Raw genomic sequence first — 12,033 nt, 5'->3', positions numbered from 1 at the left:
ACAAGGTCACCACCCCGGCCAACTGGCAGGACGGCGACGACGTGATCGTGTCGCCGGCGTTGTCCAATGAAGAAGCCGAGAAGCTGTTCCCGGCCGGCTGGAACGAACTCAAGCCCTACCTGCGCATGACCAAGCAGCCGAACAAATAACGGCTGAAAGTGTGCTGCCCCGGATACAGGCATGTAGCTGTATCCGGGGATTTAGGTACGAGTCTTTGGCGCGTCCTACGAGCTCGTGATAGCCCCCACCACACATAACGTCGGCCATGTATTCGCAAAATTGCTTTGCGCACGCGCGGATCAACGCCACGTATTCAGGTTTGGCCCTCGGCCAGAAGGCCGAGCGCCAGTGTGCGATGCAGCGCGCCTCCTCATGGTTTTTGATGGCATCAACGATGCGCGAACGCTAACGCAGACCAATATCCGTATCGGGATGCACTCCTATAACGGTATCCCCATCGTGAACCGCCAGTTCAGCGCCGTAATCACCGCTTCCGAGGTCAGCCGCCGAACCTAACGCAAGATATTGCAGAACCCGGCCTAGCTCTATTTAGCGACATTGGCATTCCACGGGCCGTCGACGGCTTTGAGAATCCAGTATGAGCTATGTGATGACCGCACGCCTGATATTTTCTGAACCCGCCCCAGCCACGGGCATTTGTTTTTTTATGTTGTAGCAAGTGTGGGTTTCACCCAGGGGTCAAAAGGTTTCTATGATGCCGGCCCATCACACCAATAAGCCAAAGGGCTGGTTTAAAACCAAAATCGGGAGCCAATCGATTGACTCCGTACTATGGTTCGGCCCTAAACTTAATCCAGATTTAGCCACCATCAATGTCGACCTTGAAATCGTTCCTCGTCTATCTTTTGCTTTCAGTACTGTTGGCGGCGTCTGCACCGTTGGCAGCGAGCAGCGTTGATGCGAGCGATTCTCAAGTCCGCACCCGCACGGTCTTTCCGCCTACTTCCATCGTCTCTCAGAACAACGCAGACGAAAACGCGGCATTGGACTGTTTAGACGCCCTTGCTTGCCAAGCGCCCTGCGCCTCGGGATGCATAGGAGTGGCAAACCACACGCAAGCGGTGCTCCCAGCGACTCCTCGGGAGCATTCCCGAACCGTCGCATGCGCGACCTCCCCTAGCGCTGCTTATCGGGCCACATTGCTCCGACCGCCGAGACTACTTCAAAGCTAAGTCAAGACCGTGGGATGCGCACTCAAATGCGTCCTGCTTCCTTAGTTTTGGAGATCAATCATGGCCATCAGCCCTTTGGCGGAGGCGCTGCCTCTGTCTAAACCCGTGCCCACGCGCCTGCGTCGAGCGGTGTCTTCTTTCACATTCCTGTTACTGGCGATATCGTCTGTCATCGGCTTGGCATCAGCCTTCGCCCAAGATCGACAACCATCAACGACACATTTCGACGTTGAAGAACTAGTTGACACGGTGTTGCGACAGAACGCCGGGATACAAGCCTTGCAGGCCTCGGTTTTTGCCGCCGAGGCACGGGTAACACCCGCCGGGTCACTGTCTGATCCGCGACTGTCGGCTGCGGTCGCGCCAGAAACCCTGGACGGCCTCGACACCCCGGCGGGCCGTACGCGCGGGCCGAATGTCAGGGTCGAGATATCCCAGGAGATACCCTGGCCTGGAACTCTAGGCTTGCGAGCCGACGCGGCTCGTAAAGACGCGCAAGCCGCGAGCCAAGATGTCGCGTCCCTGCGCCTACGTTTGGCAGCCGCAACTCGCACTCTTTACGCCGACTGGCGCTACGTACACCGTGCGCTTGAAATAAACAACGCAAACCAAAAGCTGCTAGAGGATCTGTACGACGTGGCCGAGAGCCGCTATGCAGCTGGACTAGGTCGACAACACGATCTCCTTCAGGCAGCCGTACAGCGCCAACGCCTAAAACACCAAGCCATCAAGCTTCAGCGTCTGCAAAGTGATGTCCGGGCAAAAATCAATCGGCTGATGACGCGTTCGCCGAACGCTGCGCTTGCCCCGCCTCCCGCCCTGCCTGCGTTGGGCAAGACGCGCACATACGATGTGCTACGCAAAGAAGCGATGTCCTCGCATCCCGTGCTGGTAAGGATCGAAAAAGAAATCGCCGCGCACAAAGACCGCGAAGCGCTCGCGCGCAAGGCGTTCTACCCGGACTTCAAAGTGTTCGGGGGCTACAACAGTTTGTGGGATGCGGCAGAAAAACGCTGGGTGGTCGGGGTGGGGCTAAGTTTGCCTTTGGACCGCGGCAAGTACCGGGCTCAGCTCAATGAAGCGCGGGCTCAGCTCATGCAAAGGGAATTCGAGCTCAAAGACCAACGCTCGGAACTGCTTAGCGAACTGAAGCGAGCCTACGCTGCAGCTGAAGAGGCTGAACACACGATCAATCTCTACGAGGGAAAGCTTGCCCCGCTTGCCCGGGCCAACCTTAGCGCCGCGCGCGCTGCTTATGGTGCCGGCGACGGCTCTTTTCTCGACGTAGTAACTGCGGAAGAAAAACAGTTAGAGGTCGATCTGAATCTTGAAAGAGCAAGAACCGACTATTTTTCGGCACGTGCACAAATCGCACGCTGGTCGGGCACCCATATGAATGCAACGCACTCGGATACTCGCTTCAACCTCGACATGTTCTTTCAATGAGACATGTAACGCCGAAGGAGCGAATTAACTACGCATTAACCTCGATCAGACGGCGGATGCTGGTTCGCCTGATGTGCCAACACGAGACCTCGGCGACCACAGCGCACAAACCGCAGCAAACGAAAGCCCCCTTTACCGACATCACCCGGCCGAACCCGCAGCAAGACTTCGGTTACGGGGCAACACAAAAAAGAGCACATGGCTCATGAAAAATTTCAGATGGTTTACCGCGACACTCGTGTTGTTCGCACTTGCAATATTTCTCGGCTACGAAATCGGCTCACGCGATGTGACATTAGCAGGCTCAAGTTCGAAAGCCGCGACCGATTCATCCGCGAGCGAGCGCAAAGTGCTGTATTGGAAAGCACCAATGGACGCTAATTTTCGCCGCGACCAACCGGGCAAGTCACCCATGGGTATGGATCTGGTGCCGGTTTACGCAAGTGAAGATGAAAACGGGGAATCGAGCGACGTCAAGATAAGTCCTGCGGTCGTGAACAATCTGGGTGTTCGCACGGAAGAAGTACAACACGGTGCACTTTCTAATCGCCTCGAAACTGTGGGCTATGTCACCTACGACGAGGACACTATTACCAGCATCAATACGCGCGCCGACGGCTGGGTCGAGAAACTGGCTGTCAAGACTGTCGGCAGCGCGGTTGACTCCGGCCAGATGCTGTACGAATTATTCTCCCCCAAGCTCGAGACTGCGCAGCGCGAATACCAAACGGCCCTAAAGAGCGGCAGCCAGTCGCTAATCGCCGCATCACGCCAGCGGATGCGGTCGCTAGGTTTTACTGCGAATCAGATAGCGAACGCTAAGCGTGGGCAGGATATCAGCGACCGTGTGTCTCGACGCGCTCCAACGTCCGGGGTCGTTGTTGAGCTGAATATTCGTGAAGGCGCGTACGTACAGCCAGCCACTCAGGTCATGAAACTGGCCGATCTCAGCAAAGTCTGGGTACAGGTCGAAATAGATGAGGGAAGCGCGGCACTGATAGAAAAAGGACAACCGGTGATCGCCCGATTTGAGGCGTTCCCCGGCCAGCAGTGGAAGGGCACAGTCGACTATATATACCCAGCCGTTGACGAAAAAACGCGCACCGTGAAGGTGCGGGTGCGGTTTGATAACCCAGATCGCAAGCTACAGCCGAACATGTACGCGCACGTGACAATCAGGACAGCATCGCGGAACGATGCCGTAATCGTCCCGCAGATGGCATTGATTCGTACTGGTCAAAGTCAGCGGGTGATTGTCGCGCTCGGCGATGGCCGCTTCGATGTATGTCCGGTGGAGGTCGGAGCGAGCTCCGGCAACTGGGTCGAAATTCTCGCTGGCCTGCAAGCCGGCCAGCGCGTCGTTACGTCGGCGCAGTTCATGCTCGACTCGGAAGCTAATGTCGATGCAGCCGCATTGAGGCTTGGCAACGACAAGCCGGGCTGCACGGCCGAGCACACGTCAACAGAATCAGACATGGCATCCATGTCGATGCCGAATTCTGATACCTCGAAATCTGAAACTGCCGCAAAAACACCCTCCACAACATCAAGCCATGGCATGTCCAATATGAATATGGGCACCGCCGCGCAGATCGAGCCCAACAAGGCGGAACAGCCATGATCGCGGCCATTATCCGTTGGTCGCTGACCAACCGCGCCTTCGTCATTCTGGCGCTGGTGTTCGTCATTGTCGCCGGACTGTATACCCTTCAGAGAACGCCGGTAGACGCGATCCCCGATTTATCGGATGTACAAGTTATCGTCAAGACCTCGTACCCTGGCCAGGCGCCACAGGTGGTGCAAGATCAGGTCACTTACCCGCTCGAGACCGCGATGCTGGCCGTGCCGGGGGCAACTGCAGTTCGTGGCTACTCCTTTTTTGGGGATTCCTTCGTCTATATTATTTTCGAGGAAGGCACCGATCTTTACTGGGCGCGGTCCCGAGTGCTCGAATATCTGAACCAGGTGGCTCCCAACCTTCCCGCAGAGGCCAATCCGAGCCTCGGGCCTGACGCCACCGGGGTCGGGTGGGTCTACGAGTACGCTCTGGTGGGCAAGACCGGTCAACACGACCTTTCCGAGTTAACCAGTATTCAGGACTGGTTTCTCAAGTATCAGTTGCAGACTGTCTCCGGGGTCGCTGAGGTCGCTACAGCCGGTGGCATGGTGCGCCAGTACCAGGTCGTGGTGAATCCCGACAAGCTACGCGCCTACGGCATTACGCTAGAGCGCGTCAAAACAGCGATCCAGAACGCGAATCAGGAAACCGGCGGCGCTGTAGTCGAACTGGCAGAAGCCGAATACATGGTTCGCGCTAGCGGCTATCTCCAGAGCATCAAAGATCTGCTGCAAGTGCCCTTAATGACGGATGCCAAAGGTACGCCAATACAGATCAAGGATGTCGCGGAGGTACGCCATGGCCCTGAGATCCGACGTGGAATCTCAGAACTCAATGGCCAGGGGGAAGTCGTTGGCGGTGTCATCGTTATGCGCTCTGGCGAAAACGCGCAAGAAGTTATCGATAACGTAAAGGCCAAGTTGGCCTCCTTGAAGAGCGGCTTGCCGCCCGGCGTCGAGATCGTGCCCACTTACGATCGTTCGGAGCTGATTAACAAGGCCGTCGAGAATCTACGCGGCAAGCTGATTGAAGAATTCCTGGTGGTTGCACTGATTTGCGGCTTGTTCCTGTTTCATCTGCGTTCGGCCTTGGTCGCTATTGTCAGTTTGCCGGTTGGCATTCTGATGGCGTTCATCGTCATGTACATGCAGGGGCTCAATGCGAACATCATGTCATTGGGCGGCATCGCGATCGCAATCGGCGCGATGGTCGACGGCGCCATTGTCATGATCGAAAACCTACACAAACACATGGAGCGCGAGACCGTCACCGAAAAAAATCGATGGCGGATCGTTGCCAACGCCACCATCGAAGTTGGCCCGCCCTTGTTCTTTGCTCTGGTTATTATTGCGGTCTCATTCCTGCCGGTCTTTACGCTGACAGGCCAGGCAGGCCGAATGTTCACCCCCCTAGCCTATACCAAGACCTACGCTATGGCGGCAGCTGCGATTCTGGCTATTACGCTGGTGCCGGTACTGATGGGCTATTTCATTCGTGGTCGTATCATTCCTGAACACCGTAATCCGGTGAACCGGCTCCTGACCGCTATTTACCGGCCGGCCATCAACACAGTGATGCGTTATCCCTGGCCCGCCCTGATCGCGGGAGTGGTTGTTATGGCAGCCAGCATCTGGCCCGCTAATCAGCTGGGTTCTGAATTCATGCCTCCACTGGACGAAGGCGATCTCATGTACATGCCTTCGGCACGACCAGGCATCTCGGTCGATAAAGCACGTCAGACACTTCAACAGACTAACAAGCTGATCATGAGCGTGCCCGAGGTCGAATCTGTGTTCGGCAAGATGGGCCGCGCTCAAACCGCCACTGATCCGGCGCCACTGGCGATGGTCGAATCCATCATCCAGTTTAAACCTGAGTCGGAATGGCGACCGGGGATAACCAAGGCTGACATACGCAAAGAGCTTGAAGAACGCGTACATCTGCCGGGACTGACCAATGCTTGGGTGATGCCTATCAAGACACGCATTGATATGTTATCCACCGGAATCAAAACACCGATCGGCATAAAGGTCGGTGGCCCGAATCTAGCTGAAATTGAGAAAATCGGAAAACAACTGGAAGAAGTTCTTCCAGAGGTTCGAGGAACAACTTCTGTTTATGCTGAACGCGTGGCCGGCGGCCGCTACATAAAAGCGGATATCGACCGCGATCGCGCAGCAAGGCTCGGTCTCAACATAAAAGACGTACAGGACGTAATACGCACGGCCATTGGAGGCATGAACATCACCGAGACCGTCGAGGGGCTCGAGCGATACCCGGTTAATCTGCGCTACCCACGTGACTGGCGCAACTCCGTCGATACTTTGCAGCAATTGCCGATCGTCACAGCGCGTGGCGGCCATGTAAGACTTGCCGACGTGGCAAAGGTGTATATCGAAGACGGGCCACCGATGATCAAAAGCGAAGCGGCCCAACTCACGGGCTGGACGTATGTTGATATCGCGGATCGCGACGTAGGTTCTTATGTGGTTGAGGCGAAAAAAGTCGTAGCAAACAAGGTGCAACTACCTCCAGGCTACTCACTGACTTGGTCCGGCCAATACGAATATATGCAGAAGGCACGGGAGAGCCTAGCATTGGTAGTCCCAGTCACCATTGCGCTGATCGCTCTATTGCTCTACATGGCATTCCGTAGCTTGGCGCAAACGCTGATTATTCTAATCACTTTGCCGATGGCGCTTGCAGGCGGGATATGGCTGCTCTTTCTACTGGGGTACAACATGTCGGTTGCGGTCGCCGTTGGGTTCATTGCTTTGGCAGGCGTGACTACGGAAATCGGCGTCGTACTGCTGATTTACCTGAATCTGTCTGTCGGAATGTATCTCGAAGGCCGCAAGGCCGAATCACTGCCGATCTCGTACGAAGGCGTACGAGATGCGGTACGCGACGGCGCACTGCAGCGTTTGCGCCCCATCTCTATGACTGTTGCGGCTATCGTAGCCGGCTTGCTCCCCGTGATGTTCGGCCATGGCACCGGCTCGGAAATCATGAGACGGGTTGCGGCGCCCATGGTGGGCGGGATGCTCAGTGCTCTAGTACTTACTATGCTGGTTATACCAGCACTGTATCTACTGTGGGAATGGAAGCGAATTTCGCGAGAGCATATTTAAGCATTGGCTGACGGGTATACGTATCAGAATATTTATTCCTGCCCCCACCACTGGGGGCCAAGGAGGTTATGAACTTACTCAACACGATTTTGCTTACCACGTTCAGTGCCTTTGCTGACAATTGGACGCGCTGCCGCCGGTCAGATGAACAATCCGGATATGATGAACGGCTCGATAATGCAAGGCGTCATGGCGGGTTCACCGATGATAATCGTCTGCGTGTTGTTTGGACTCCTCGTCCTTATTGTGTTTGTGCTCGTCGTTTTAACGTTGGTCAAGTATGTGAAAAGCCCACGCGGATAGTTCAAACATGGAGTTTGGCGCTTGCTCCCAAGTGTGGGGAAATAATATAGCTAGAAGAACCTCGTGAAACGGATTGCTCAACCGGATGTAACCCTACCGGGCTGCATTGGGGAAGTTGCAGGCGTTTCGGTGCAGTCACCGACGTTTTCGGCGCGCTCCATGATCGCGCCAAATTCCACGGCGACGAAGCTTCCAACGACACGTCCCAAAAGGCGCTATACGCGGCCCCTTCAACGTCGAGCTGCTACGGTCGCAGCTTGGCGATAGCGTCTGGCGCGCGGCGTGAGAGACGAGGTTACAAGGGGTTTTAGCTGAAGACAGCCATGTAAAAAAGCGACCCCGAGCGAGAAGTACCCAGCGCCTAGTTTTTACCTATATTGAAAAAGCCTTACATCTTGTCGCAACCACATCGAGCACAAAAATGATGAGAGGTGGCGTCACTTTCACATATACCGATAAATCGCTCGGGGTTATTCTCAAACGATATAAGAACTGTAGCCGGCTTTAGTCTTGTAACAAGTAGATCTGGACTTTATATTTAAATTATGGAGAGTCTGCTCGCAAAATTTCTTGTGATACTCGTATTGCTCGGCAGCGCATTGGCGAGCCCGGCAATGATGGCTCACTCTACCCAGCCGGCAGTGCAGCCCTATCAAACTGATACGTGCACACTTTTCTATAATGAGTCTCCAAATGGACTCGAGCAGGCCTCGGCGGGCACAAGTTGTTCCGCCTCAGCATGTGCAATGTTTGTCAGCATAGCCAATTTAGGCCTGCAACCCACCAAGCCTCTTCCTGCGCTGTTAGTTTCTGCGTTGCGAAACCATAGCGGCCGCCTGCTTGAAGGGCCCGACCCTTTCCCTCCGCGTTACTCAAATATTTGATCCTGATGGACATCTGAAATGCCAAGGATTCGGTTGACTCGTAATCAAGACCGATTTCCTGTCAACTTCGCCAGATCCTTCAAGGCTGTTCGTCACGGATCTGCAATATATGTTCATCACGAATACGTGCGCATGGGGCAATCCGACTAGATAACATCTAGAGACGCGTGGAATTCTATTCCGATGTCGAGATACGCGGGCAAAAGATTATCTGGGTCCAAGATCCTCAGGCGTTGGGGTGATCGTATTAGCAGTCAGCTGAAACTCATTCTGGAATTCGGTACTGCGTAACCGGTTTTCACTCTTACGGGTATTTAAATGCCGGATAAATGACGTCGCGTATGCGCCCATCTCAGCGTGAAAACACGATTAGTCTATGGTTATTGAAGACCGAATAAAACTGAAGATCGACCCCCTAATTCCACATTGATTATTAGTTTCAAAAGATTAAAGGAACACACCCATGAAAACAGCTATTTACTCGGTTATCGCTAGCGTACTAATAAGTTCTAGTTTCGCATCGACAGCCTACGCCCAACAGAAATTCGCCGAATCCCAAATAATAAAAGAACAGGAAGTCCAATCTAGTACGGCCCGATCAGATGAAATGAAGATAATGCGCACCTCACATATGCGAGATATGGTGCTTCACATGGAGGAGATGCTGGCGAGTTGTGAAGCGCTAATAAAACGACAGTCAACAAACAACCCTGGTGCTTCCGAACGCTCCGGCGGGGCTTGACAGGCGATAGCTATATAAAGAGCAGCCCCCACGATAGGGGCTGCTCTCTCAACGGGCGTTAGGCACGAACATGCCCCGCCATCCGTGATTGGCGTAGCCCCCCACGATAATAACGCCGGCCATTTAATCGCAGAGTTGTTCTCCGATATGCAAACCGAAGCTCCGAACAAAAACGTGGCCGAGGAATACGCTCGGATTGCCGGTCACTACGACCAGAGGTGGTCGTACTATATTGACGCGACAACGCGCGAAACGATCGCACGTTTACCGCTGGGCAAGGATGATCGCCTGCTCGATGTAGGGTGCGGGACGGGCACCCTGCTTTCTCGTCTCGCGGTCGCTCATCCGACGACTCGGCTGGTTGGGGTGGATCCTGTGCCCGCCATGCTTGAGATCGCACTCCAAAAACTCTCGCCCACCGTTGAAACGCATGAAGCGTGGGCGGAGCAGCTCCCGTTTGCCGACGCAGAGTTCGATCTCGTGGTTTCCTGCAGCATGTTTCACTACGTCGCGCGGCCGCTAGACGCACTGATTGAAATGCGACGGGTGTTGCGCCCTGGCGGCCAACTCGTGCTCACGGATTGGTGCGGCAATTATCTGATGTGCCGGCTGTTCGAGCGTTATCAACAGATGTGTGCCCATCCACACACGCAAATCTATCGAACAGGCGACTGTGCTCGAATGCTGGAAGAAAGCGGCTACACCGCCGTTCAGATCGAGACCTACAAAATCACCTGGCTCTGGGGGCTTATGACCGTGCGTGGTACCCATGCCCAAGCTTGAATTTTTACTAAAGCAACAAACCCAGCTTAGAACTTTATGACAATGAGCGCCGATCTGCTGCTTCTCTGCCTGGCATTAGCCGCGCTGGGCATCGTCTTGTTGGTTTTGGTCCTGCGCGCATTGCTACGCACCGCGCGTAGTCGTTGGTTGATAGCTGCTGCTGTGCTAACCACGGCATTGCTTTGGATCGATATCGTTATCCTCTGGTGCTTGGTCGAATACACCCTGTTTGCTGTCGATTTTAGTAGCGATGGTTTGCACGCGCTCCTTGAGCGCGCTGGTCCCTGGGCGCCTGCGGCTTCCATCGGCCTGATGACGGCTCACTCTTTCGTGCCGTTTCCGGCCGAGGTGATCGCAATCGCCAATGGCGTTGCCTTCGGCACCTGGCTGGGTGTAATGCTTACCTGGGCTGGCGCAATGATCGGCGCATTATTGAGTTATGAGATCGCAAGGGCCCTGGGCCCGGCCGCACGGTCACGCTTGGTTCCGCTGCGTTACCAGGCGCGGTTGGATGCATTCGTGAGTGATAGCAGTATTTCGACACTGCTGACCGCGCGCCTGATACCGATCATGTCCTTCAATCTGGTCAATTACGCCGCGGGACTCGCCGGTGTTCCACGGTGGACCTTCGTTTGGACAACTGGCGTGGGCATTTTGCCGCTCACCGTACTGAGCGTACTGCTCGGCAGTCAGGCGCTGCACTTTCCGGCCTATATCTGGATTCTCGCAGGCATTGCCGCGCTGATCTTGTTTGGCGCGGCGCGACTCACTCGATCGCGTGTCGCATATGAGAACGACGGCCGTCGCGCCAAATCCGAGACCCGGAATCGCCGCCGAGAAAAGACCACACGATGACGATCTGGACGAATCTCCTATTGGCGATGTTTGCCGGCGTGCTGCTAAACCTCACGCCGTGCGTTCTTCCCGCTTTGCCCATCAAGTTGCGCACGATCGCACGTGTGGTGGGCAACGGTTCGCGACAACGCTTTTTGGCAGCGATCGCGCTGCTGGCTGGCACGCTCACCTTCTTCGGTGCGCTCGCTTTGGCGACCGCCATGCTGAACTGGACCTGGGGCACCCTGTTCCAGGCATTCTGGTTTCGAGCGGCACTGGCTTTTCTGCTTGCCGGCCTCGGCGTTTACAGTCTCGCGGGCCGCGGCGTGCAACCGCCCCAATGGGTCTATCGCGTCCAGGGCAACGGCTATGCTGAACCCTACTTTGCGGGTTTTCTCGCGGCCGTCTTATCCGCGCCCTGCACCGGACCTTTCCTGGGCGGCGTTATGGCATTTGCTCTCACGCAGACGCCAAGCACGATCTTTGCCCTGTTCATGGCGGTGGGCGTTGGGCTGGCCTTGCCCTACCTCATCCTCCTCGCGCAGCCCGGGCTATTGACACGTATACCGCGCAGCGGCGTGTGGCTGTCGCGAGTCCAGCAGGTCATGGGCTTGATCCTTCTTGCCGGCGCGACATTCTTTGCAACAACCGTTCTCGTCGAGCGCGTCGGCACCCTGCTGTGGACCGCCTGGCTCGGGACTCTGGCTTTCTGGTTGATCCGTGCATTGGTGGTCGGCCCCGGACTCGGCGCACGTTTGGTACCGGCGCTCGTTTTGGTGATTGGCCTGAGCGGCGCCGTCGCACTTGGCTTTGATGGGAACTCGCACGGCCAGAACGCGCTACCTTGGCAACCGTTGACCGAACACGCGCTGGCTGACGCCCGCGCCGTAGGCGCGCCGGTGCTTGTCGAGTTCACGGCGGATTGGTGTATCAACTGCAAGGTTCTGGAACAGACCGTGTATGCGGACGCCACGATTGCGCAAGCCGTCGATGCAGCCCAGATGCGCGTTCTACGCGCCGATCTCACGCGGCCGGACGCTGCGCTTGACGCCTACCTACGATCCTTCGGTGGCGCCGGCCTGCCCTTCGCCGTGGTCTT

The 12,033-nt window shown here is 55.8% G+C and carries 8 protein-coding genes and 1 pseudogene; all 9 read left to right on the top strand.

Annotated elements, in window-relative coordinates:
- A pseudogene (locus ABNU97_RS15370) lies at positions 1-149 on the top strand (peroxidase); the annotation flags it as partial.
- Between the two features lie 563 nt (positions 150-712).
- The gene (locus ABNU97_RS15365; protein WP_348767553.1) at positions 713-919 is read left to right on the top strand and encodes a hypothetical protein; all 207 of its coding nucleotides are present in this window, start codon (positions 713-715) and stop codon (positions 917-919) included.
- Between the two features lie 334 nt (positions 920-1,253).
- Entirely contained in the window at positions 1,254-2,639 is a 1,386-nt protein-coding gene (locus tag ABNU97_RS15360) for a TolC family protein (protein WP_348767552.1), read from the top strand.
- Positions 2,640-2,844: 205 nt separating this feature from the next.
- Positions 2,845-4,260, top strand: a complete 1,416-nt coding sequence (locus ABNU97_RS15355) for an efflux RND transporter periplasmic adaptor subunit (RefSeq protein WP_348767551.1) — start codon at positions 2,845-2,847, stop codon at positions 4,258-4,260.
- Positions 4,257-7,388, top strand: coding sequence for an efflux RND transporter permease subunit (locus ABNU97_RS15350; protein WP_348767550.1), 3,132 nt, complete (start codon positions 4,257-4,259; stop codon positions 7,386-7,388). The genes ABNU97_RS15355 and ABNU97_RS15350 overlap by 4 nt, the downstream gene beginning before the upstream one ends.
- Before the next feature lie 1,650 nt (positions 7,389-9,038).
- Entirely contained in the window at positions 9,039-9,317 is a 279-nt protein-coding gene (locus ABNU97_RS15345; protein ID WP_348767549.1) for a hypothetical protein, read from the top strand.
- 147 nt (positions 9,318-9,464) lie between these two features.
- Complete coding sequence (locus ABNU97_RS15340) at positions 9,465-10,100, top strand: methyltransferase domain-containing protein (protein ID WP_348767548.1); 636 nt, start codon at positions 9,465-9,467, stop codon at positions 10,098-10,100.
- Positions 10,101-10,142: 42 nt separating this feature from the next.
- The gene (locus tag ABNU97_RS15335) at positions 10,143-10,955 is read left to right on the top strand and encodes a TVP38/TMEM64 family protein (RefSeq protein WP_348767547.1); all 813 of its coding nucleotides are present in this window, start codon (positions 10,143-10,145) and stop codon (positions 10,953-10,955) included.
- Positions 10,952-12,033, top strand: a 1,082-nt coding sequence (locus ABNU97_RS15330; protein WP_348767546.1) for a thioredoxin family protein, incomplete at its 3' end; no start/stop codon positions are given. The genes ABNU97_RS15335 and ABNU97_RS15330, both read left to right, overlap by 4 nt.

The sequence above is a fragment of the uncultured Salinisphaera sp. genome (assembly GCF_964012375.1).
In the GTDB taxonomy this organism is placed as follows: Bacteria; Pseudomonadota; Gammaproteobacteria; order Nevskiales; family Salinisphaeraceae; genus Salinisphaera.
Note: the sequence above shows the minus strand (reverse complement) of the source record. Positions and strands in the feature narration are given on the sequence as shown.

Coding starts and splice junctions, on each gene's coding strand:
- ABNU97_RS15360 (WP_348767552.1), top strand. CDS start 1,254: ATGGCCATCAGCCCTTTGGCGGAGGCGCTGCCTCTGTCTAAACCCGTG.
- ABNU97_RS15340 (WP_348767548.1), top strand. CDS start 9,465: ATGCAAACCGAAGCTCCGAACAAAAACGTGGCCGAGGAATACGCTCGG.
- ABNU97_RS15355 (WP_348767551.1), top strand. CDS start 2,845: ATGAAAAATTTCAGATGGTTTACCGCGACACTCGTGTTGTTCGCACTT.
- ABNU97_RS15365 (WP_348767553.1), top strand. CDS start 713: ATGATGCCGGCCCATCACACCAATAAGCCAAAGGGCTGGTTTAAAACC.
- ABNU97_RS15345 (WP_348767549.1), top strand. CDS start 9,039: ATGAAAACAGCTATTTACTCGGTTATCGCTAGCGTACTAATAAGTTCT.
- ABNU97_RS15335 (WP_348767547.1), top strand. CDS start 10,143: ATGAGCGCCGATCTGCTGCTTCTCTGCCTGGCATTAGCCGCGCTGGGC.
- ABNU97_RS15350 (WP_348767550.1), top strand. CDS start 4,257: ATGATCGCGGCCATTATCCGTTGGTCGCTGACCAACCGCGCCTTCGTC.